At 44.6% G+C, this 23,380-nt stretch carries 22 protein-coding genes; 14 read left to right on the top strand and 8 right to left on the bottom strand.

What is annotated here, in order from left to right:
• The first annotated feature begins 213 nt into the window (after positions 1 to 213).
• Genes DD616_RS13990 through rlmM form a run of 3 tightly spaced genes read left to right on the top strand, consistent with a single transcriptional unit; the run spans position 214 to position 2,601 of the window.
• Entirely contained in the window at positions 214 to 1,125 is a 912-nt protein-coding gene (locus DD616_RS13990; protein WP_026027676.1) for a transcriptional regulator GcvA, read from the top strand.
• Positions 1,115 to 1,513 carry a DUF423 domain-containing protein gene (locus DD616_RS13985; protein ID WP_013857395.1) on the top strand — a complete coding sequence of 133 codons (399 nt, stop codon included), beginning with the start codon at positions 1,115 to 1,117 and terminating at the stop codon, positions 1,511 to 1,513. The genes DD616_RS13990 and DD616_RS13985 overlap by 11 nt, the downstream gene beginning before the upstream one ends.
• A complete protein-coding gene (gene rlmM / locus DD616_RS13980) occupies positions 1,510 to 2,601 on the top strand; it encodes a 23S rRNA (cytidine(2498)-2'-O)-methyltransferase RlmM (RefSeq protein WP_208871818.1) in 1,092 nt (363 codons plus the stop codon). Before DD616_RS13985 ends, rlmM begins: the two co-directional genes overlap by 4 nt.
• A 44-nt stretch (positions 2,602 to 2,645) precedes the next feature.
• Here rlmM and xni read toward each other — a convergent pair whose 3' ends face one another.
• From xni to queF, 5 genes are all read right to left on the bottom strand, one after another.
• Complete coding sequence (gene xni / locus DD616_RS13975) at positions 2,646 to 3,431, bottom strand: flap endonuclease Xni (RefSeq protein WP_094164172.1); 786 nt, start codon at positions 3,429 to 3,431, stop codon at positions 2,646 to 2,648.
• Positions 3,432 to 3,520: 89 nt separating this feature from the next.
• On the bottom strand, positions 3,521 to 4,894 hold the full coding sequence (ppnN, locus tag DD616_RS13970; RefSeq protein ID WP_017045573.1) for a nucleotide 5'-monophosphate nucleosidase PpnN: 1,374 nt from the start codon (positions 4,892 to 4,894) through the stop codon (positions 3,521 to 3,523).
• Positions 4,895 to 5,195: 301 nt separating this feature from the next.
• Positions 5,196 to 6,752 carry a GGDEF domain-containing protein gene (locus tag DD616_RS13965; protein WP_017044199.1) on the bottom strand — a complete coding sequence of 519 codons (1,557 nt, stop codon included), beginning with the start codon at positions 6,750 to 6,752 and terminating at the stop codon, positions 5,196 to 5,198.
• A gap of 109 nt (positions 6,753 to 6,861) precedes the next feature.
• The gene (locus tag DD616_RS13960) at positions 6,862 to 9,129 is read right to left on the bottom strand and encodes a tetratricopeptide repeat protein (protein ID WP_208871817.1); all 2,268 of its coding nucleotides are present in this window, start codon (positions 9,127 to 9,129) and stop codon (positions 6,862 to 6,864) included.
• A 14-nt stretch (positions 9,130 to 9,143) separates the two neighbouring features.
• Positions 9,144 to 9,989 (bottom strand): NADPH-dependent 7-cyano-7-deazaguanine reductase QueF, encoded by an 846-nt coding sequence (queF, locus tag DD616_RS13955; RefSeq protein WP_208871816.1) that lies wholly within the window; start codon positions 9,987 to 9,989, stop codon positions 9,144 to 9,146.
• A 98-nt stretch (positions 9,990 to 10,087) separates the two neighbouring features.
• Here queF and syd point away from each other — a divergent pair, with 98 nt between their 5' ends.
• Positions 10,088 to 10,633: a SecY-interacting protein gene (gene syd / locus DD616_RS13950; RefSeq protein WP_047688882.1), complete on the top strand. Its 546-nt coding sequence runs from the start codon at positions 10,088 to 10,090 to the stop codon at positions 10,631 to 10,633.
• A 2-nt stretch (positions 10,634 to 10,635) separates the two neighbouring features.
• A complete protein-coding gene (locus DD616_RS13945) occupies positions 10,636 to 11,412 on the top strand; it encodes a Zn-ribbon-containing protein (RefSeq protein WP_088728698.1) in 777 nt (258 codons plus the stop codon).
• A gap of 94 nt (positions 11,413 to 11,506) precedes the next feature.
• Here the strand turns inward: DD616_RS13945 and DD616_RS13940 are convergent, their stop codons facing one another.
• Genes DD616_RS13940 through metN form a run of 3 tightly spaced genes read right to left on the bottom strand, consistent with a single transcriptional unit; the run spans position 11,507 to position 14,067 of the window.
• The gene (locus tag DD616_RS13940; RefSeq protein WP_013857385.1) at positions 11,507 to 12,316 is read right to left on the bottom strand and encodes a MetQ/NlpA family lipoprotein; all 810 of its coding nucleotides are present in this window, start codon (positions 12,314 to 12,316) and stop codon (positions 11,507 to 11,509) included.
• A gap of 49 nt (positions 12,317 to 12,365) precedes the next feature.
• Positions 12,366 to 13,043: a methionine ABC transporter permease gene (locus DD616_RS13935; RefSeq protein ID WP_017044205.1), complete on the bottom strand. Its 678-nt coding sequence runs from the start codon at positions 13,041 to 13,043 to the stop codon at positions 12,366 to 12,368.
• Positions 13,033 to 14,067: a methionine ABC transporter ATP-binding protein MetN gene (metN, locus tag DD616_RS13930; protein WP_208871815.1), complete on the bottom strand. Its 1,035-nt coding sequence runs from the start codon at positions 14,065 to 14,067 to the stop codon at positions 13,033 to 13,035. Before metN ends, DD616_RS13935 begins: the two co-directional genes overlap by 11 nt.
• A 197-nt stretch (positions 14,068 to 14,264) precedes the next feature.
• On the opposite strand from metN, the gene gmhB reads away from it, so the two are divergent.
• From gmhB to DD616_RS13885, 9 genes are all read left to right on the top strand, one after another.
• Positions 14,265 to 14,816 (top strand): D-glycero-beta-D-manno-heptose 1,7-bisphosphate 7-phosphatase, encoded by a 552-nt coding sequence (gene gmhB, locus DD616_RS13925; RefSeq protein ID WP_013857382.1) that lies wholly within the window; start codon positions 14,265 to 14,267, stop codon positions 14,814 to 14,816.
• A gap of 26 nt (positions 14,817 to 14,842) precedes the next feature.
• A complete protein-coding gene (locus DD616_RS13920; protein WP_208871814.1) occupies positions 14,843 to 15,208 on the top strand; it encodes an MliC family protein in 366 nt (121 codons plus the stop codon).
• 55 nt (positions 15,209 to 15,263) lie between these two features.
• Positions 15,264 to 16,211: a trehalose operon repressor TreR gene (treR, locus tag DD616_RS13915; RefSeq protein ID WP_088732013.1), complete on the top strand. Its 948-nt coding sequence runs from the start codon at positions 15,264 to 15,266 to the stop codon at positions 16,209 to 16,211.
• 167 nt (positions 16,212 to 16,378) lie between these two features.
• Complete coding sequence (gene treB / locus DD616_RS13910; protein WP_026027679.1) at positions 16,379 to 17,803, top strand: PTS trehalose transporter subunit IIBC; 1,425 nt, start codon at positions 16,379 to 16,381, stop codon at positions 17,801 to 17,803.
• A 61-nt stretch (positions 17,804 to 17,864) separates the two neighbouring features.
• Positions 17,865 to 19,556 (top strand): alpha,alpha-phosphotrehalase, encoded by a 1,692-nt coding sequence (treC, locus tag DD616_RS13905; RefSeq protein WP_047688872.1) that lies wholly within the window; start codon positions 17,865 to 17,867, stop codon positions 19,554 to 19,556.
• A 257-nt stretch (positions 19,557 to 19,813) separates the two neighbouring features.
• Complete coding sequence (locus DD616_RS13900; protein ID WP_017044211.1) at positions 19,814 to 20,536, top strand: winged helix-turn-helix domain-containing protein; 723 nt, start codon at positions 19,814 to 19,816, stop codon at positions 20,534 to 20,536.
• The gene (locus tag DD616_RS13895; RefSeq protein WP_208871813.1) at positions 20,527 to 22,161 is read left to right on the top strand and encodes an ATP-binding protein; all 1,635 of its coding nucleotides are present in this window, start codon (positions 20,527 to 20,529) and stop codon (positions 22,159 to 22,161) included. Before DD616_RS13900 ends, DD616_RS13895 begins: the two co-directional genes overlap by 10 nt.
• A 76-nt stretch (positions 22,162 to 22,237) precedes the next feature.
• Positions 22,238 to 22,474 carry a hypothetical protein gene (locus DD616_RS13890; protein WP_208871812.1) on the top strand — a complete coding sequence of 79 codons (237 nt, stop codon included), beginning with the start codon at positions 22,238 to 22,240 and terminating at the stop codon, positions 22,472 to 22,474.
• A gap of 22 nt (positions 22,475 to 22,496) precedes the next feature.
• Positions 22,497 to 23,264 (top strand): PKD domain-containing protein, encoded by a 768-nt coding sequence (locus tag DD616_RS13885; RefSeq protein ID WP_208871811.1) that lies wholly within the window; start codon positions 22,497 to 22,499, stop codon positions 23,262 to 23,264.
• Positions 23,265 to 23,380: the final 116 nt, after the last annotated feature.

Here is a 23,380-nt window from a genome sequence, read left to right as displayed (position 1 = left end):
GATAACTGCACAAAACAGGATGGTAGAATTCTACCTCACTCGAAATACGAGTTTGCAAACACAACATCGCAACAAAAGCCAATTGATTCATAACTGAATCAAGCCGTTCAGGCCTTGTTGCGGGGTGAAATATAGAATTTCTCTAGCCGCTCGGCAATGGACAATTTATAATGTTTCAGATTAAAAAAACTAATCTAATTTTTGAGTGTACCTATGTCCAGAAGATTGCCACCATTAAACTCGCTGAAAGTGTTTGAAGCGGCAGCTCGCCAGCTGAGTTTTACTCGCGCTGCGGAAGAGCTATTTGTGACACAAGCCGCAGTCAGTCATCAAATCAAAGCGTTAGAGGAATTTTTAGGGTTAAAGCTATTTCGCCGTCGTAATCGTTCTCTGCTATTGACAGAAGAAGGGCAAAGTTACTTTCTCGACATTAAAGATATCTTCACCGCACTCTCTGAAGCCACCGATAAGGTACTAGAGCGCAGTGAGAAAGGGGCATTAACCATTAGTTTACCGCCGAGTTTTGCGATTCAGTGGCTCGTGCCGCGTCTGGCCGATTTTAACCAGCAAGAGCCGGATATTGATGTGCGTATCAAAGCGGTTGATATGGATGAAGGGTCGTTAACCGATGATGTGGATGTGGCGATTTATTATGGACGAGGTAACTGGCCTGGTTTACGCGCGGATAAGTTGTATCAAGAGTTTTTGATCCCGCTTTGTTCTCCTTCACTGCTGTTAGGCCCTAAGCCTTTAGAAACACTGGACGATCTAACACGCCATACTCTGCTACACGATACTTCACGTAAAGATTGGAAACAGTTTGCCAAAGAGAACGATCTTGAAGGGGTGAATGTCAACCACGGCCCCATCTTTAGCCATTCGACCATGGTGCTGCAAGCGGCGGCGCATGGGCAAGGTATCGCACTGGGGAATAACGTGTTAGCTCAGCCAGAGCTGGAAGCGGGTCGCTTGATTGCGCCTTTTGACGAAGTGCTGATGACTAAAAATGCTTTCTATGTGGTCTGTCACGAGAAGCAGGCCGATATGGGGCGCATCGCCACTTTCCGTGATTGGATGCTCAAAAAAGCCAGAAGGGAACAAGAGGTATTGCTAGATGAAGAGTAAGTTATTGCTCACTATCGCGGCTTTTATGGCGGGCGTTGGTGTCGCTCTAGGAGCTTTTGCGGCGCACGGCCTAAAAGCGTATTTAACCCCTTACTTGCTTTCGGTGTTTGAAACGGGAGTGCAGTACCAATCGATTCATGCTTTAGCCATATTAGCGTGTGGTATTTTGCTGCGTTGTCGTTTGGGATCGAAAGCACAAAAATATTTTTTCATTGCGGCAATTTGCTTTATCATCGGCGTCCTTTGTTTTAGCGGCAGTCTTTACGCTTTAGCACTCACGGGCATCAAGTGGTTTGGCCCGATCACGCCATTTGGTGGCGTGTTCTTTATGCTAGGGTGGGGAGTGTTTGGCTATGCAGCACTTAATATTCAAGAGGTGGACCAGTGAAACACGTAATGCTCTATTGTCGTGCAGGCTTTGAAAAAGAGTGTGCCGGAGAGATCCAAGATAAAGCGACTAAGCTAGAGGTTTTTGGTTTTCCTCGTTTGAAAAACAATACGGGTTACGTTTTGTTTGAGTGCTATCAGGCCGGTGATGCTGATAAGCTGATTAAAGAGATCGATTTCCAATCGCTTATTTTTGCTCGTCAGATGTTTGCGGTAGCGGCGGAATTTAGCGATTTACCTAAAGATGATCGTATTTCGCCTATCTTATCTGAACTCGCCGAACTTGAGGGTTTTCCGCGTTGTGGTGACATTCGCATTGAAACGCCAGATACCAATGAAGCGAAAGAGTTGCTCAAATTTTGTCGTAAGTTTACCGTGCCATTGCGTCAAGCGTTACGTGGCAAGGGGATTCTGTCTAACAAAGAGTCGGCGAAGAGACCTGTGCTACATGTCTGCTTTATTCAACCCGGACACTGCTTCGTTGGGTATTCGTACACCAACAATAACTCGCCTTTTTTCATGGGTATTCCTCGTTTGAAATTCCCAGCCGATGCGCCAAGTCGTTCCACTCTGAAGTTGGAAGAGGCTTTCCATGTGTTTATTCCTCGTGAAGAGTGGGATGAACGTTTGGCTTCGGGAATGTGGGCGGTAGACTTGGGTGCATGCCCGGGGGGCTGGACTTACCAACTGGTGAAGCGTTCGATGTTTGTTCATGCTATCGACAACGGTCTAATGGCTGAAAGTTTGATGGACACAGGACAAGTGAAACACCATGCCGAGGATGGTTTTAAATTTGAGCCGCCACGCAAGAACGTGACTTGGATTGTGTGTGACATGATTGAAAAGCCAGCTCGTGTTGCGCATTTAATGGGGCAGTGGATCCTCAAGGGTTGGGCGAAAGAAGCCATCTTCAACTTAAAGCTGCCAATGAAAGGGCGCTATGATGAAGTTTTACAAGATATTGAAAATCTGAAAGTTTTTCTGATTAAAAATGATGTAAAGTTCCGCATGCAGGCAAAGCATTTGTATCATGATCGTGAAGAGATCACAGTGCATGTCCAATGCTTGTCGAACATCTCTCCGCACTAATGCTCCAATAGGTTAATTTAACGCTCCTTTCTAGGAGCGTTTTGCTATTCTGGATGGGATACTTGCGCTGAAAAGCGAATGTCTTGCAAATTAAAACCGAGCTCTATATCGGTCTTTAGTGTGGCAATGTGTTTGCAGACTCGCGCCATATCGATCTGCTCATCAAATTTTTTACGGTATTTCTTGGCCAAATCAGCACTGGCGTAGGCCGCTTCTATGTCGGGAAATTGCGTTAATATCTCTTTTGCTGCTTTGGGACCAATGCCGGCAATGCCGGGAACTTGGCTTGAACTGATGCCCGTTAATCCCCAAAAATCGGTTAATTGGCTCGGCTTTACGCCAAATTCCTGTTCAATAAAGGGTTGATCTAACCAACGATGTTGAAAGTAGTCACGAATTTGTAAAGTGGGGGAGAGCAGTTGGCAGTAGCCTTTATCGGTTGAAATGATCGTTACTTTTTCATCGTGGCTTGCCACTTTCGTGGCTAAGGTGGCCACCAAATCATCGGCTTCATCACCTTCCGAGAGAAGTGAATCAATCCCTAATTCCCACCATGCTTGCTGAATGGCGTCTAAGCCAAGTTGCAGTGCTTCTGGCATCGGCTTCCGGTTCTGCTTATAAGTCGGTAGAAGTTGTGCTCTCCAGCCCCGGTCTTGTAAGTGATGATCAAACACGGCGATGATGTGGGTCGGTTTCGCTTCATTGATGATACGGTGCAAGGTGCGCGAGGTTGTCTCTATGGTTCTTGCCATATCGTTAGGATCGGGTTGTGCGGAGTGCACCCGACGGATCAAATTCAAAGCATCAATGATGACAAGGTGTAAAGACATAACGACCAAAAAATAAGGGCTTAATAAGCCCTTATTGTAATGATCTCACTTAAGATTGCCACTCATCATGGCATAAGTCAGTTTAGCCTTTAATGATTGTGATTATTGGTTGCAATTTTATAGCAAGGTTCATAAGCACTTCCACCGGGTAGCTTCATTCGGTGTTGTGCAACGAAGTCTTTTAGTAATAAATCCATTTTTTTCATTAATTGGGCATCGCCATCGATGATGAATGGGCCGTGACGTTCAATTTCTCGAATGCCTTCCGCTTTCACATTACCAGCGACAATGCCAGAGAAGGCGCGACGCAAGTTAGCAGCGAGTACTTCTGGTTTTTGGTTTAGGTGTAAATCCAAGTTGGCCATACTGTCGTGAGTCGGTTCAAAAGGCAGTTGGAACTCAGGCTCGATTTTGAGGGACCAGTTGAAACTATAAGCATCACCACTATCTTTACGATGCTGACGAACCAGCGGCATCGCTTGGCTCATGATACGCGCTGCTTTTTCTGGATCATCAATGACGATTTGATAATGCTGGCGTGCTTTTTCACCTAATGTTTCGGCAATGAATGTGTCGATTGAACGGAAGTAGGCTTCGCTCTCTTTTGGCCCAGTCAGTACAATTGGCATTGGTTGGCTTGCGTTATCTGGGTGCATCATGATACCCAAAATGTACAGCAGTTCTTCCGCTGTTCCTGCTCCACCGGGGAAAATAATGATGCCGTGCGCCATTCGTACAAAAGCTTCTAGGCGTTTTTCGATATCCGGCATAATCACCAATTCGTTCACAATCGGATTCGGTGGCTCGGCGGCAATGATCGATGGTTCGGTTAAGCCAAGATAGCGTTGTGCGGTATAGCGTTGTTTAGCGTGTCCAATGGCGGCCCCTTTCATTGGCCCTTCCATAGCGCCTGGTCCGCAGCCTGTACAAATGTTCAGTTCACGTAAGCCCAGTTCATGGCCCACTTCTCGCGTATATTGGTACTCAGTAGGGTTGATAGAGTGTCCACCCCAACAAACCACTAAGTTAGGTTCAAGACCGGGAACCAAGGCACTGGCATTACGCAAAATACCAAACACTAAGTTGGTGATGTGAATAGCATTGGTAAGATTTAGGCGCTGATTATCCGCCAGATGCATGTTGACATAAACGATATCGCGTAGGACCGAAAACAGATGTTCTTGAATTCCTTTAATGATCTGCCCATCAACAAAGGCATGTTCTGGTGGATTCGTCAGCTCTAGCTTGATACCGCGTTCACGGCGCATGACAGTGACATCAAAAGATTTATATTTTTCAAGAAGTTCTTTTGAGTTATCCGTATGGCTACCAGAGTTAAGTACCGCCAAAGTGCAGTTACGATACAGTTGATATAGATCGCTCGACGCGGTCTTTTTTAGACGCTCAACTTCAAGTTGAGAAAGCAGATCCATGCTGCCTGTAGGGCTGATATGAGTAATCATACTGGCCTCCTTAGTTGAGAAGTAAGGAAAATGTCCACGCTACGACTAAAGTTGGTTTTTATATATACTCGCTTAGTATGGAGTATAGGTCATGGTTCGTTTAGTGACGGATGTGCGATAGGACGATATAACTGATTGAAATTACAGTATCAATCTAGTTCTTTTCTCGATTGTTAGGAAATGTTTATGCAAGCAGAGTGTGATGTTAAGCACGCTTTAGTTTGGTTTTGTTCAAATAGCGACCAGTTAAGGCCGCGATTTGAATGGGTTTCTTTTGTCTACATCCGATCTGGACTTGTGTTTATTTCCAAACCACTTGGTTAGGGCCGAAACTCTTGGCTTCTAGTAACGAGCGGCGTAAACGTTCAAGTACTTCCTCTGGCGTATCGGAGTCTTTAAAACAGGTACTCGCGGCTGAAAGTGTAATCGTAATACTCTTGTCTCTGAACTTGAAAGGGAGCCTCGATACATGACGTTGAATGTTTTTTACCACCTTGAAACAGTGATTATCTTCTTGATCGGGAAGTAAAATAATAAATTCTTCACCAGAGAAACGTGCCACGGTATCCGTATCGGATGCTTCTTTGGATATGGTGCGGGCAATAATTTTAAGGGCTTTATCACCTGCCGTATAGCCAAAGCTATCGTTGATAGTTTTGAACTTATCAATATCAAAGATTACGATTCGGAAAGTGTGTTGAGCTCTTATCCAGCGCCGATATTCCAGCTCAAGGTGGTCATTAAAGGCCGTGCGATTATAGACTTTTGTCAGTGGATCAAGCAGCAAGCGCTGAGACTGATCTTCCAATCGACGGCGATAATCTTGAGTGAGCTCAAACAGAGCTTCCATTTGATTTTTGCCATAATTTAAGCGTTCAATTAGTGCCTGCTCGCGTTGCTCTGCATGACTTAAGCGTTCAGAAAGTGACGCCATTTCGCATAATATAGGTGAAACGGAGAGCTTAAGATCGTCAATCGCCACAGAATCTTTGATTAGAGTTTGGCTTTGGGTAATCAAAGCGGCGAGTTCAGCATTCATCTCTTGGCGATGTTCAAAGTAACTCTGGCTTTGGTCTGCGTTGTGAGTGCTACTTTTAATGTGTTTTGTGAGTGATGAGTTGACCTGTTCTAAAAACTTCTCAGATGTTTTGCGCTCACTGTTGGTGCCATCAATCACCAGTTTTAGAATCTCTAACGTCAACTCTAAGAGCGTTGATGTCGATACGCCAATCAACAGCTTGGCACGAATATCTACCAGTAGTTCCCCTGATTCACCTTCAAAATCCAATTCAGTGATCAGGTGTTGCAGTTCATCGGATAGCTTGGTCAATAGCTCTCTATCCGCGACATGCAGCTCGCTGATGGCCGTATTCGGGTTCGCTGTTATTATTTTGATTGCACGTTCATAAATCCCAAGCAGTTGAATCGCTTGTTCGGCTTTAGGCTGAGCTTCTGAAAAACTGAGCAGATCACGCAAATCACGCTTAAGTTTGGCGGGTAGGCCAGCAACGCGAAGTAATGTTTCCCCACAATGTTTGATTTGAGAGTCCAAATGAGAGTTTTCTTTTTCCATAACCAAAGTTTGTTGCTTCAACATGCGCTCCAATACGGCTAAGCGAGGTATGAGCGTGCTTACGTCTTTTTGTTGCTCTAGAGCTTCACGAAGATCTGATAAATTAATATTTAGCTGATGATCATTGCCCTGACACGCCAAGCTTAATGATGCGACGATCCGTTTTAGGACAGTATGTTCTCGTTTAAATTTGAACGAAGTGTCCCTGTGTGTCAAACGAACCTGTTCCAACTGAGTTTTCAGCTGCTGTAACTGTGTTTGAATATCCTGTTCGAGAGCGCCCATGTACAACTAAACTAAACTGCGAGGATCGTTAGGATCCTATTAATTGATTTATCGATAATAACAAATTAATTGCCCACGTCACTGCTTTAACACATTGAATGCCGAGTAATTACCCATCTTTTAGGAGTTTTTTGATGCTCTCCTCATTCTTATAAGAAGAATGCACTTTTATCAACCCTTGATTGATGGCGTGCTTGCATGATTTGCGAATATTGTTGGAGGCAAAACTAGCGGCTGGAGCGTTATCGATCGCTTTTAAGTAGACCCAATGGCTTGCTCCTTCTCTCATACTTAGCTCACGAGCCGTGTTGGTTGCCATCAGCAGAATATCGAGCAGCTCTTTATCATTAATCGCCATATAAGCTCTTGGCAAAAACGGGTAGTCGGCGATGCCCATCCGTATTGTACGGTTTAAGCGACGTTCAGGTTGAAATTCATCTATCCATTGCTGAATTTGATCGAATGCGATTTCAGGCGGTGTATTGCGATCGGCATTCGGTTCGATATAGAGCAGATTGGAATCTGAAAAGTGATAAATCCGATTCGGTTCTTTGATTTTCGATTTTAAAAACTGACCAAATTGATGCTCCAATTCTAAGCCAGCTGAATAGCCATGTTCTAAGTACATGTTGCGCAGAAAGGGAATATCAATCATCACAAAGCGGAGGCGATCACTCAGTGGCTCGTGGATGAGTTCACCAATATACCACGGCTCAAAATGACGGCTGCTTTTTTGCATCGCTGAAGGAAGCTTAGCATTGAGCATGCGCAAGTTACGCAAGCGAGAGCGAGAATGGGTAAAGAGCGTGCTGTTGAGTTCATCGATTTCTTCATTTTGCAACTGGATAAGGTAGCCTCTACGCAGTAACAGTAAAAATAAAATAATGGAGATGATAAACAGAATAAAAGCGATCTTTTTGAACTTATTATACTCTTCTTGAGTTTTGAGCAGCGCTTTTTCTTGCCCGACCAGATGTAAGGTTTGTTCTACAAACTCTTTTTGTTGACGAAAAGCATCTTCACTGATCTGATTGAGTTTTTCTTGGCGTATTTGCGATAGTGCATTGCTGCGTTTTATGTTCTCTAAGGCCTGTGCGTACTGACCGTTTTGCTCATAACCCAAGGCCAGTAACCGATAGGCATGCTCTTCAATCTCTTCATCTTGCATCGTTTTAGCAACGCTTAAGGCGTGTTGAGCGTTGCTGATGACCACATCGGCTTGTTTTTGGTGAAAGGCCAATCCTGAATGCAGTAAGTAAGCCTGTGCCTTTAAACGAGGATAATCTTTCAGCTCAAGCAAGTCTTCAGCGCGAGTGAGATACTGGTCAGTTAATGGGTAGTTATAGAGATTAAGGTAGGTCGCCGCCAAACTAATACGCACTTCAATGACTTTTTCCAGATCATTGCGGCTCGTTTCGTGATCGATCACGTTGAAGTAGTGAACGAGCGCTAGATTGTATTTACCTTGCTGGTAATAGACATCGCCCATACGTTGCAATACATCAGCCAAGGCTGGCGACTTGTTATAGCCGTCATAAAAATCGGCGGCTTGAGACAAATGCTCTAAAGCCTTATCGAGCACTTTTCTTTCAAAAAAAAGCTGAGCCAGCAAGGTATTAGTTTTAGCGAGTAGGGCGCTTGAGTTGTTTTCAATCGCGCCCCAGTAGGCAACTAGCAACTCAGATAAAGCACGATTGTAAAAGCCATGAGTGAGAAAATGTTGACCAATAACAATCTGATATTCAATCACGGTTTTCGGTGAGGAGATCGAATCAATGTAAGGCTTTAGGTCAGCAAAAAGCTTATTGGCCAGTTCGATATCATTGGCTTTTGAGGCAATTTCTGCTTTGAGCAGGGTAATTTTATAATCGAGACCTTTTGCCAATTGATCCGCATTTTTGATGGCATCATATTGAATGCTGATCGCGCGTAGCGCCTGCCGAGCGGCGCTTGCATCATTATTATTGAGCCAAATTAGACGAGTTTTGAGTATTTGTACATCCGTGGCTAAATAAGGCAATTGATAGTGTTGCGTGAGCTCTTCAGCAAGTTTTAACGCGGCCAGTGCGGCATCCATATTGTGCAACTGGAACTCTGCTTTGGCTAAAATCTTTAACGCATCAACGCTGCTGCCCGGTGTTCGAATCCGACTGTCGCTTTCATCGCGCGCCATCACTGATGATGATTTTTCTGATTTTTCGGCCAACTTGCGCTGAGTCAGATACTCAGTGGCTAGGGTTTTGGCTTGATTCGGTGAGATATCAATCAACCCATTGGCTTCATTTAACATTGGCGACGAGTAGATAGTGGCTTGTGAAGCCAATGAAAACAGAGCCAGAGTTAAACTGAGCAAAAGTGTCCAGCGCACGTTGATCATCCTAATGCTAATCCTTATTGACGGGCCATACGTTGGTTATGTGTTGGCCGTTCTTGTTCGGTTGAGCGAAATGGGTTGATATCCAAACCGCCGCGGCGAGTGTATCGAGCGTATACTGTTAACTGTGTCGGTTGGCAGTATTGCATAATGTCGGTGAAGATGCGCTCTACACACTGTTCGTGGAACTCATTATGTTCACGAAATGAGACGAGATAACGTAACAGTGCTTCTCGATCAATTTGTTGACCTTGATAATGAATTTCGACGCTGCCCCAGTCGGGTTGATTGGTGATTAAACAGTTCGATTTCAGTAAATGGCTGTGCAGTGTTTCATTGACTTGCTCACCACGCGCGGCACTTTTCAGTAAGCTGGCATCAAATTGGTAACTTTCAATCTCAATATCTTGTCCATCAATGCATTCACCTTGCATAGTCACAATTGCTTGGCCAGTGTAATCGCTCACCGGGTTGAGAGTGACACTGACTGGTGCTCCGGCACAGGCCGATAAATCGTTGGTTAAGCGCTGCGTTACTTCATCCCAACTGGCTATTTTGCTTTGGTTATAGCTATTGAGGTAGAGCTTAAAGGATTTAGATTCAATCAAACTAGCACTTGTCGCAGGGATAGAAACCTCGCCAACTGCCACTTGTGGTAACCCTTTTTCATTGAGCCAAGAGAGCTCGTACAAAGTCCAAATGTCACAGCCTTTAAACGGTAAGCTATCCCCCAAATGCAGATCATCACGGTTTAAGCTACGAGGGACAGGTTGCAGTAAGCTTGGATCGTACTGTTTGGCGTAGTCGGTTTTTTTGCCAAGGGTTAACCCTGCCAGCGCTTTGGCATCGGAATATTTGCTCATATTTTCACGTCAATTCGATTAGAATAAGCAGAATTTTACGCAATCCTAGGGTTGCTGTCATCACACAAGGCAGCGACTCATCAATTTTGGAGCACTTCATGGCACAAACTGCCGAGCAAGCCTTACTTTCATTTACTCAACGTTATCTTGACGCTTACCAAACAAAGCATGGCGAGTCTCCTCGTAATGATGAGTTGGCTGAGTTAGATTCCCCTTGCGCAGTGATGAACGACCAAGACAGTGTGCTGTGGAAGCCTGTCGTCAGATCGGTTGCAGCTGATTTTTCTAACGTAGAAGCAGCGATTGAATTGACTCTACATTCTGATATTAAAGCCTTTTATGGCGTACAGTTTTGTGCGGACATGCCCGCTAAATGGCAAGGCAACGAGCTCGCTCTATTGCAAGTGTGGAGTGAGGATGATTTTGTTCGTTTGCAGGAAAATATCCTCGGTCATTTGGTGACTCAGCGCCGACTAAAACTCAAACCAACCGTGTTTATTGGTGCAACCGATGCGGAGATGGATGTAATTTCGATCTGTAACCTTTCTGGACATGTGATTTTAGAACGTTTAGGTACCGATAAACGCGACGTGCTGGCCGAAAGTGTGGCCGAGTTTTTCGCTAATTTAGAACCTGTGGTGTAACGATGTACGTGGTTGAATTGCAGTTTGAGTGTTTTGATAACACGACTATCTCGGCGGTAGATAAAGCGATTAATGGCCTAATGGATGCTTTACGCTATAACGGTCAAGTGCTTGGACGTGAATTCCCCATCGTGATGGGAGAGGGCGAGTTCTTTGTGCGGGTGGTTTGCCCAGAGCAAGAAAGCTTACACCCTAAGTATCACTCTGATTTTGTTAGGGTGTGCCTGAGTCGCTTGACGGAGGCTAGCTTGCTGGCTCCGAAAGCCCGTTTGTTGGGGCGCGATCTTAATTCCGAGCAAGCCGCTGATGATGTTTTGCCTAGCTGGCAGATACTTTACACCACTTATGTACACACTTGTTCTCCGCTGCGCAGTGGTGACACATTGCTGCCGATCCCTTTATATCGTAATTCTGCGACCTTAAATGGCGATCATAAAGCAGTGATCAAATGGCAAACGGAGTGGCAGGCGTGTGATGAACTTCAGATGGCGGGTGGTTGCCGAGCAGAACACGCTGCACTGCACGAGATTTGCGATGTGGACAGTGTGCTGTTTATTAGAGGATGGGATTTACGAGGACGAATTGAGTTTTTGACCCACGTCCCTACTTATTACTATCAGTATCGAGTTGGCGGCCAGAGCCTAGCGGACGAACAAGCCAGAAAATGCCCGAAATGTGGGGGAGAGTGGCTACTCGATGAACCGCTGCACGACATTTTCCATTTTAAATGCGACCCATGCCGTATTGTGTCCAATATGTCTTGGGATCATATTAAGTAAACAGGTGCGTGTTGTTGATACGAAAAAGCCGATACATCGCGTATCGGCTTTTCTGTTTTTATAGGCTTTTTTGCACAGGTAATAGGTTTATTAATTACCAGCCTTTTACTGCGCCACCGTCAAAAATTTTCGAAGCGGCTTGGTACACTTCTTCTGTTTGGTAGGCTTTAACAAAGTTAGTCACGTTTTCAGCATTCAGATTTTCTGCACGAGAAACAATGATATTGACATAAGGTGACTCTTTATCTTCAACGAACACACCATCTTTTTCAGGCGTTAGATTGATTGAGCTGGCGTAGGTCGTGTTGATGATCGAGAGCGTAACGTCGTCAAGTGAACGAGGCAGTTGCGCGGCATCTAACTCAACAATAGTGATGTTTTTTGGGTTGGCGACCACATCACGTACCGTTGCCAGTAGGCCTGCTCCGTCACGTAGAGTAATAAGGCCTTGCTGTTCTAGCAGCAGTAAAGAGCGACCAAGGTTGGTTGGATCGTTAGGTACCGCAATACGAGAGCCATCTTGAATCTCATCAACCGATTTCACTTGTTTTGAATAGCCAGCAATCGGGTAAACAAAGGTGTTACCTGCAATCGCTAATTTGTAACCGCGGTCAGCGATCTGTTGATCAAGGTATGGCTTGTGTTGGAATGCATTGATATCAATCGAACCATCATCCAGTGCCGCATTAGGGGTAACATAGTCGGTAAACGTCACGAGTTCTACATCTAGGTTGTATTTTTCTTTTGCAATTTTTGCTGCAACTTCAGCAACTTGTGCTTCAGCACCGGCAATGACACCCACTTTGATTTTATTGTTGTCGACCGCTTTTTCACCACAGCCTGCCAGCACGAGTGCTGAAGCGCTAACGGCGAGGGTAAGTAGAGCTTTAAGGCTAAATTTCATGATTAACTCCTTGTTATAAAACGAATCTGTGTTTTAACTTTATTGTGATTTAACGGTGGTCGACACGGCGGACAAACTTATCGCCAATCGATTGAATAATTTGTACTAAGACAATCAACATCACCACGGTGACCGTCATGATGCCTAAGTCGTAGCGATGAAAGCCGTAACGAATAGCAACATCGCCCAAGCCACCGCCGCCAACGGTTCCGGCCATGGCAGAGTAACTTACTAGAGTGACCATAGTGATGGTGACTGAGTTGACAATCGTTGGTAGCGCTTCAGGAAGCAACACTTTACGAATAATTTGGATCGGCGTAGCCCCCATTGACTGCGCAGCTTCGACCAAACCAGTGGGCACTTCCAGCAATGCACTTTCAATTAAACGAGCGACAAATGGAATTGCGCCAATCGTCAGCGGAACAATAGCCGCAGTGGTACCAATAAACGTACCGACAAGCAGTTTTGTCACCGGAATAATGGCCACCATAAGCACCAAAAATGGCACAGAGCGACCAATGTTGACGATGGCACCAAGAATGCGGTTCAACTGAGTGTTTTCGAGAAGGCCGCCTTTTTTGGTGGTATGTAAAATAACCCCCAGTGGAATACCAACCACAAAACCGACGATGCCCGCGACAGCGACCATGTAGAGTGTTTGCCAGGTTGCCATCAGTAGAAGATCGCCATTCAGGTTTAACCAAGCGGTGATGGTGTTAAAGGACATAACCAAGTACCTCTACTTTTACGTTGTTTTCGCGAAGAAATTCAAGAGCGGCCGTATCGTCCGACTCATTACCAAACAGTTCAGCGACCATCATGCCGAATTTAACGCCACCAGCGTAATCAAGGTCAGAACTTAATATACTGACATCAATATTAAATTTACGGGCAATTTGTGTCATCAAGGGAGCATCAACCGTTGCGCCTGTAAACTCTAATCGCACCAGCGGGTAGCTACCTTTTACGCGAGTGGCTTGCAGGCGAGCTTGGTAATCTTCCGGAATTGATAAATCGAGCGTTGAGCGAATAAATTGATGAGCCAAGGCGGTTTTAGGGTGAGCAAAAATCTCGCCAACTGTGCCTTTTTCAACCAGTTCACCGTCGCCAATAATGGCCACTTCGTGGCAAATACTTTTCACCACATCCATTTCGTGAGTAATTAGCAAAATGGTGATATTGAGTGTGCGGTTGATCTCTTTCAATAGATCTAAAATTGATTGAGTCGTCGCAGGATCAAGCGCACTGGTGGCTTCGTCACACAGCAATACTTTGGGATCAGAGGCGAGTGCTCGCGCTATTGCAACACGTTGCTTTTGACCACCACTCAGATTTGCAGGATAAGTTTCGCGCTTATCCGTCAGGCCGACCAGTTGCAACAGCTCCGACACTTTCTTTTCAATGCTATTTTTTTCGACACCAGCCAGCTCAAGTGGCAGAGCAACGTTGTCAAATACCGTACGTGATGAAAGCAAATTGAAGTGTTGAAAGATCATGCCAATGTTGCGACGAGCTTGGCTGAGTTCTGATTTGCTCAGTTGAGTTAAATCAACGCCATCAACCACAACCGAACCTGTTGTTGGAGCTTCTAGCATGTTGACGCAGCGAATCAGTGTACTTTTCCCTGCACCTGACGAGCCAATTACACCAAAAATAGTGCCTTGCTTAATGTGAAGATTAATCTCTTTCAAAGCATGAATTTCCTTATTGCCTTGATAGAAAACTTTATTTACTTGATTAATTTGAATCATCGGAAAACCTGTGCAGGGATAACAGAATAAAATGTTGAACTCTCTCTCACTTGTTGGACGATGCTATGGCTTAACTTGATTTAAGTCAATAGATATTTTTACGTCTAGACGTCTAAACGCTTTAGTGAATTAGGTAGTGATGAAAAAAATAAAGCGTGTAATAATCATCATATCTGGCGTGATATGAGAGAGTTATTTTGGCTAAACCTGCAGTGTTTTTAGATCGCGATGGCGTGATCAACGTTGACCATGGCTATGTTCATGATGAGCATGATTTTGAGTTTATTGATGGTGTATTTGAAGCCACTAAGAAGTTTCAAGACATGGGGTATTTGCTGGTTTTGGTGACCAACCAATCAGGTATCGCTCGTGGGAAATTTAGTGAAGAGCGCTTTTTATCTTTAACGCAATGGATGGACTGGAATTTTGCCGATCACGGTGTCGAGTTTGATGGTATTTATTACTGCCCGCACCATGCAGAGCACGGTGAAGGTAAGTATAAAGAAGAGTGTGATTGCCGCAAACCCAAGCCTGGTATGTTTATCTCCGCACGGGATTTTCTTGATATCGATATGGAAAAATCCGTGATGATAGGCGATAAAGCTGAAGATATGATGGCTGCACAAGCCGCAGGTGTTGGTACTCGTGTGTTAGTGCGTACGGGTAAGCCAGTTACTGAGCAGGGTGAATTACTCGCCACCGTGGTACTTGATAGTATTCGCGATGTCCCTGCTTTTCTTGCACCGTAAAAATTCCCCCCTTTGTGGAAGGCAATATGAATAAATCATTTCTTTTTGTTGGATTCAGTGTTGGTTTTTTAGCAGCATGCTCACCACATTACGCGAACGATTCGCGCGATTACGCGAACGATTCGCGCGTTGAAAGTGAGAACCTGTTCCAGCATTATCAATGCCGTTCTGGTGAGCATTTTGATGTTGCGTATATTGAGCAACAGTCAGCCGTTCTCCGTATTGCCGATCGCGAATATACATTAATACAAATTCCAGCCGCCTCTGGCGCAAAGTATGTGATCGACGATAGCGAGCAAACTCAGCCTCAAACCGTGCTTTTACATACGAAAGGCGATGAGGCTTTGCTCGAAGTGGGATCAACGACTTATCAAGGCTGTACCACTCAATAATTCATTTAAGATAAGCGCATGCTATCTTCCATTTTTATTTACGCTATAGGTTCGCATGAGCAGAAAACTGACTATCTTGGATATTGCAAAACTGTCTGGTGTTGGTAAATCGACGGTTTCTCGTGTATTGACGAACGACCCAAAAGTGAAGCCTGAAACACGAGCAAAAGTGGAACGCGTTATCCAAGATTCTGGGTATGTGCCACTGAAATCGGCTCAGTTAATGCGTGGTGGCAGTGAGAAAGTGATTGGCGTGATTATCTCACGCCTTGAGTCACCGTCTGAAAACCGCGCCGTGGGGCGAATGTTACAGGTGTTGTATCAAAATGGGTACGATGTGGTGATTATGGAAAGCCAGTTTGATCGCACTAAAACGAACGAGCATCTTGAGGTTTTACATAAGCGTAATGTGGATGGTGTGATTGTATTTGGTTTTACCGATCTCGATATCACACAACTCAACCTATGGGCATCGCGAGCGGTTGTGATTGCGATGGATGCCGATAAAGTCTCATCGATTAACTATGACAATTATGGTGTTATTCAAGGCGCGCTTGCTCATTTGACTGCGAAAAATCGAGTTCATATTTCCTACATTGGGGTCGATCCTAGCGATAAAACGACAGGTAAATTACGTTTAGATTCGTACTTAGATTGGTGTAAACAAAGTGGATGCACTCCCAATTATCGCACTGGGCGTTTGCATCATGAAAGTGCCTACCAACTGGTTGATGAAGTGCTGAATGATCAGACTCAAGCTATCGTGTGCGCCAGTGACACTCTGGCACTTGGCGTGATTAAACGTCTCCAAGAATTGGGCCGAGATGATATCGCCGTCACTGGTGTGGGTGGTAATGAGCTGCTCTCTTTTCTTTTCCCTAATATTTACAGTATTGATCCTGGCTATGCTCAAGCGGGAGAAAAAGCAGCTAATTTATTGATTTTACAGCTTAATAATGAAATGAACCCTGCACACATCACTCAACAACCGCTAACAAGCTAACTCCTTATTTCTTAAAGTGAATTACAATTAGTCTGTGATCTTATTCAATTAATGGGATTGTTCCCATTTTTACCTTTTATTATTTATGTCAATATTGCACTTGTAGGTGGGAATGTTCCCATTAAAAAGAAAAACAGACAGTATTCCAATATAGGGTGGGCAAAAGTATGGCCAAGATAGCGAAGCAAGACGTGATACGTCTTATCGAGCTGGTAGGTGGTAAAGAGAACATCGCCAGTGTGAGTCACTGTTTGACTCGTTTACGCTTTGTTTTAAATGATACCGACAAGGCGGATAAAAAAGGACTAGAACAGCTGAGCATGGTTAAAGGGTGTTTTACCAATGCTGGGCAGTTTCAAGTTGTGATTGGTACTGAGGTGGACGAAGTTTACGCCATCTTAATCGGGCTTTCAGGCAAAGAAGCCGTTTCTAAAGATGAAGCGAAGAAAGCCGCTCGCCAAAACATGAACTTTTTAGAACGTGGCATTTCGCATCTTGCGGAAATCTTTGTTCCTTTGCTGCCAGCGATCATCACTGGCGGTTTAATCCTCGGTTTTCGTAATGTCATTGGCGACATTCGCATGTTCGATGGCAAAACCTTGGTTGAAATTAGCCAATTTTGGGCCACGGTTCATTCTTTCTTATGGTTAATTGGCGAGGCTATTTTCTTCTTCCTACCGGTTGGTGTTTGTTGGTCAACGGTGAAAAAGTTGGGTGGAACACCGATACTAGGTATTACTTTGGGTGTGACTCTGGTTTCGCCTCAATTAATGAATGCTTATCTGATCGGTAAGCAGATGCCCGAAGTGTGGGATTTTGGCTTGTTTGTGATAGAGAAAGTTGGCTATCAAGCTCAGGTGATTCCTGCGATGTTGGCGGGTGTTGCTCTGGCGTTTATTGAGACAAACTTAAAGCGCATCATCCCTTCTTATCTTTACCTCGTTGTTGTGCCGTTTATCTCTATCATATTGTCCGTTATTTTGGCCCACGCTTTAATTGGTCCATTTGGTCGCGTATTGGGCGATGGCGTCGCGTTTGCGGCTAAAGCTGCAATGACTGGCGATTTTGCGGTTATCGGTTCAATGGTGTTCGGTTTCTTGTATGCGCCACTGGTCATTACCGGGATTCACCACACCACTAACGCGGTGGATCTGCAATTGATGCAAGAAATGGGTGGTACGCCAATTTGGCCACTGATTGCACTGTCAAATATTGCTCAAGCGTCTGCGGTCGTCGGTATCATCTTTATCAGTAAAAAACACGGTGAGCGAGACATCTCTGTTCCTGCGGCTATTTCGGCTTATTTGGGTGTGACAGAGCCAGCGATGTATGGTGTCAACTTAAAGTACAAGTTCCCAATGCTAAGCGCCATGATTGGTAGTGCTATTGCAGCCGCAATTTGTGGTAGTGCAGGGGTGATGGCGAATGGCATCGGTGTGGGTGGTTTACCAGGTATTCTTTCGATTCAACCACAATACTGGGGTATTTACGGCATCGCGATGCTGGTGGCGATGGCCGTCCCAATTCTGCTTACTCTGTTTTTATACAAACGAGCTCAAGCTAAAGGCGAGCTAGAGCCAGCAAGTGCATAACCTTTCATTCGAGTGGTGAGTTTTCACCACTCATTTTCATTTTGGTAAGTGAGTTGTCAATATGGTTATAACCAAGAGTGATAGTCAGTGGTGGAAAACTGCGACCATCTATCAGATTTATCCCAAAAGTTTTTGTGATAGCGGCAATAAAGGAACGGGAGATATCAAAGGGATCATCTCTAAACTGGATTACTTGCACCGCTTGGGAATTGATGCCATTTGGCTGACACCCATTTATTCATCTCCGATGGTTGATAACGGTTATGACATTTCGGATTATTACAGTGTCAATCCTCAATTCGGTAGCATGCAAGATTTTGATGAACTGCTGGCTCAAGCTCATCAAAGAGGTATCCGCATTATTATGGATATTGTGGTTAACCACACCTCAACCGAGCACGCTTGGTTTCAGTCGGCGTTGGGTGATAAATCAAGCCCGTATCGTGACTATTATATTTGGCAAGACCCGATTAATGGTCAGGCTCCAAATAATTGGCAGTCAAAGTTTGGTGGTAGTGCATGGGCGTTAGATGACGCAACAGGGCAATATTATCTGCACCTATTTGCCAAAGAGCAGGCGGATCTAAATTGGGAAAATCCTCAAGTTCGTGAGGAAGTGAAGCAAGTGATTCGTTTTTGGGCCGAAAAAGGGGTGGATGGTTTTCGTCTCGATGTGATCAATTTAATCTCAAAAGCGCAGGATTTCAGTGATGATCACCAAGGTGATGGACGCCGTTTTTATACCGATGGCCCGCGCGTGCATGAATTTTTACAAGAGATCAGCCAAGCGGTTTTCCAACAGTACGGCAGTGTCACCGTGGGGGAAATGTCCTCAACAACGCTTGAACATTGCCAACAATATTCACGCTTGGACGGCAAAGAGCTGTCGATGGTGTTTAACTTCCACCATTTAAAAGTGGATTATCCGAACGGTGAAAAATGGACGAAAGCACCATTTGATTTCTTGCAATTGAAGCAGATTTTCAACCATTGGCAAACGGGTTTAAATGGTAAAGGGTGGGGAGCACTTTTTTGGTGTAACCATGATCAACCTCGTATCGTGAGCCGTTTAGGGGATGATCAACGTTATCGCGTTGAGTCGGCAAAAATGTTGGCCGCATCGATTCATATGATGCAAGGCACGCCTTATGTTTATCAAGGTGAAGAAATTGGCATGACCAATCCCGGCTACACCGCTATTGAACAGTACCGAGATGTGGAAAGTACTAACATTTACGACATCATGGTGAACCAGCAAGGGGTAAGTCATGAAGCGATGATGGCCATTCTTGCACAAAAATCCCGTGACAATTCTCGCACGCCAATGCAATGGAATGCAGAGCGTTTTGCTGGTTTTAGCCAAGGTCAGCCTTGGCTAGACATCGCAGAAAACTATCAAGAATTGAATGCGCAACGGGCGTTAGCTGATGAGCAATCGGTGTTCTATTTCTACCAAGAGTTGATAGCGCTGCGCAAAAAAATCGGTGTAATTACCGATGGTGATTACACCGATTTACTACCCGATCATAAAGAGATTTTTGCCTACCAGCGACGCAACGCGAAACAGGTGCTGATCTGTATCAATAACTATTATGGCGTTGACACCGAATGCGTGCTGCCAAAAGAGTTACCGATTGAGAAAGCAAAATACCTGTTAGGCAACTATACAGATATAAAACCACTCAAAGTTTTGGAACATCAAGTGCTTCGTCCGTATGAAACACGCGTAATTTTGTTCGATTTAGTATCCTGATTGAGTCCTACCCCTATAGATTCAGTCATTTTTCAGCCCCGAATTTTCGGGGCTTTTTTATCGACTCTGTTTATGAGTCACGGCCCAATGGTACTTTCTTCGTACTCTTATTGATTCAACGCGGTAGGTTCGGCTGTTGATGATTTGTTTAATGTTTTAACAACACCACAACTTTGTTGCTTGGTCACAATTAGTCACACAAAGATGAAACACAATCCGCTATAGTTTGCGTTCTTAGCAAACGGATGTGAAACACAATGAACAGTACTCTCTCCCCCTCTTATCGAGTGGTTCTCGTTGAAGACGATTTAGAACTCTCGGAACTGATCAAAGACTTTCTCAACCACTATGAGTTTTGTGTCTCAACGGTTGCGGATGGGATTCAAGCCGTTGATCGGATTTTGGATGAGCAACCTGATTTAGTCATTCTGGATATTATGCTACCAGGGCAAAGTGGTATGGATGTCTGCCGCGCTGTCCGAGATCAATACCACGGTATGATCTTAATGCAAACGGCGTTGGATGACGATATTGATCAGGTGATGGGGTTGGAACTGGGTGCCGATGACTATGTTGTTAAGCAGGTTAAGCCCCGTTTGCTACTGTCACGTATTCGAGCTTTACTTCGAAGGCAAGCAAGAGGAAGTCAAAGTGACAAATATGAATTGTGCATAGGTAGCTTGTGGATGAATTTGCAACATCGAGCGGTATTACTTGAGCAGCAGCCCATAAAACTCACGACCAGCGAGTTTGAGCTTTTGTATCTACTCGCCCAACATGTCGGCACCATTGTCACGAGAGATGATATCGCTCAGCATGTGCGTGGTTTTGAATATGATGGTTTAGATCGCTCAATTGATCGTCGTATATCACGCTTGCGGCGTGCGCTCGGAGATGATCCTAATGAACCTAAGTTGATAAAAACGGTTCGAGGTAAAGGATATCAGCTCTGCGCTGTATCGGAAGGGAAGTGGTCATGATTCGATCTTTTTGGGTACTCTGGGTAGCTGTGTTTCTGCCGATCTTATTACTCAGTATTCCCACGCAATTTAATCCGATCCCATATCTTAGCCGCAGTATCTCTGAAGAATTTTATAAGCCTGTCTATCAGAGTAACTTTACGTTTCTATCTGAAAAATTACGTCAAGCGCCTCAAGCTGAGTGGACAACGATTATTGACGGCTATGCTAAGCATTTCAGTTACCCACTTCGATTAGAGGCATTAGACAGTTACCACGCCTCCCCAGAAGTTTATCAAGCGTTGCAAAAAGGCGAGATCATTTTTCAAGATGGTGATCCTATGGCACTTTTGCAAAGAGTGTTGAACAGTGACAAAGTGCTCTATTTCGCGATCAATGAACCGAGAGAGCTCGCTGCGCTTAACCAGTCCAGAGGTACATTATACCTCGCGGTAGAAGATCTCCGTAGCCAACCTCGTACTCAATGGCAAACCAGTATTGCTGAGCAAAATAGCCGAATACCTTTAGAGTTGAGTCTATTGCAAGAGCAAGATTTGTCACCCACCGAGCGAAGTAAATTGTTGGCTGATGAAGAGCAGATGACCAGTTATATCAATCAACAAGGCAGCATGATCTTATTGGCTGCGGTGGATGAGAATACGTGGTTACGCGTCGAGGACAATATTTCCTACCAAACCCAATTAAAACTCACTACGGCTATCGGCGGTTTCTTTTTTTTAGCCATTTCTGTGGCCTTAGTTATGTGGATTTATCCTTTATGGCGAGATCTGAAACGTCTGGTAAAAACGGCGAATGAATTTGGCCAAGGAGTATTATCTCGTAGAGCGACGACATCCCGGCTGTCCGTGGTCTCTCAGCTCAGTCATTCTTTTAATAATATGGCAAATAACATCGAAAAGCTGATTGCCAGCCAAAGAACCTTAACCAACGCCGTGGCGCATGATTTGCGAACACCGCTCTACCGTTTACGCTTTGCATTTGAAATGCTTGAGGATGAAGACATTGCCTTAAGCCAGAAAGAAAAATACCGCCAAGTGATTCACTCCAGTATTGAAGATCTCGATCATTTGATTAACCAGACACTTGTTTTGTCGCGCTATAACCGTATCACAGATATTCGCCATTTTTCTTATTGCCACTTTGCCGACAATTTGGTTGCAGAAGCGGAGCATTTCCAGCTTGAAAACCCGCAACTCACATTGCGTGTCAGCGTGTTGGATTCGTTGCGACAGCAAACGATATTTGTCGATAATCGAGCTTTATTGCGGGCCGTTAAAAACTTGCTGAGTAATGCCGCGCGATTTGCGCAGCAAGAGATCCATCTCTCGTTGAACGAATCTGATGGGCAACTTTTTTTGGTGGTCGAAGACGATGGCCCCGGTATTGCGCCAGATGATATTGAACGTATTTTTGAGCCCTTTACTCAAGTGAATAATCAAGAGCGTAATAGTGAAAAAGGCCATGGTCTTGGGCTGGCGATTGTCAAACAGATCACTCGTTGGCATCAAGGCAAGGTTAGAGTAAAAGTAAATGGTTCAGCATTAGGGGGCGCATGTTTTGAACTGCAATGGCCGAAACAGATTTCTTTACCTAATGTGACCAAACTGGATACAAATGGTCAATAAACTGCTGACGATTTATTTGTATTGAGAATGCTACCTTGAATGGGTCGGTGAATCAGACCGCTCACAAGGAGTAAGCATGAATACCAAACTATTAGCGCTGTTTTTAAGCGGCGTATTTCTCTCATCCACCAGTGCCACTAAACCGATGGAATGGATCTCAGCCTTCAGCGATGGGGTTCGCTTAAATGACCAGCTCAGCCAAACCAATACGCAATCGAATGTGATGATGGATTACGCGCAACAAGATGCTGCAATGTATTTGGACGGTAGTGAAGTCGCCTTTCTTTCCACCAGTACCAGTTACTTCTTCTAATGCTTAATCACAGGAAAATATTATGTTTAAGTTAAACCAGTTGTTCGTGATCCTGAGTGTGCTCGCACTTATCGTGGGATGTAAAGCCGATGATTTGAAAGATGCGGATAAGCTGACTAAGCCTACGGTTAATGCTGGTGCTGATCAGATGTTAATACTGCCAGTAAATAGTATTACGTTGAGCGGAACGGCGAAATCTGAGTTATCAATATATGAAATTAAAACGAAGTCTTGGCGTCAAGTTTCTGGGCCTCAATCGCTTACTTTGATCAATGCAGATTCTCTGAAAGCAACGGCGTTTTATCCTACGATTGCTGGCACGTATATTTTTGAATTATCAGTCAAAGACAGTGGTGGAAGAAGCAACAGTGACCAAATGCAGGTGATCATTCAGGCGGCCGCGCAAAGCATGCAGCGAGCCTATATGCAGCAGGTTGATATCGTTGCTTGGCAGTATGCTGATAGGAACCAAGGCATGCTGATCTTTAGTGATTTAGATTCGGTTTCTTTAACCGAAGTGGACACTCAATTAGAGCATGCGCTGGCCTCACTCAATAGCGCTGCTGAGTTTGAGCTACATTTTGCCGCCAATGCTGGGGGAAATATACAAACGGCTTTGTTGTTATTAAATGCCCTTTCTGCTCAAGGAGTTCCGATTTGTTTAAGTGAAAGTTCATCTTGCCACTCTTTGGAACAAGGGTTTTTATTGCAGACTGAACTGCCAGAGAGTATCAATTGCAGTGATGCACAAAGCTGTGTTACCGCTCTGCTTCAGTATATTGAGGGTTAGCTAGATTACTTAGTGACGTCAGTTTATAGAGCTATGATGTAAAGAAACGAAAAAGCCAGCTCGAAAGCTGGCTTTTTATCGTTCTCAATCGAGAAAATATGGTGGAGGGGGACGGA

It is taken from the genome of Vibrio anguillarum (genome assembly GCF_003390515.1).
Classification (GTDB): domain Bacteria; phylum Pseudomonadota; class Gammaproteobacteria; order Enterobacterales; family Vibrionaceae; genus Vibrio; species Vibrio anguillarum.
The sequence above is the reverse complement of the archived record's forward strand: the minus strand, read 5'-3'. Positions and strand labels throughout refer to the sequence as shown.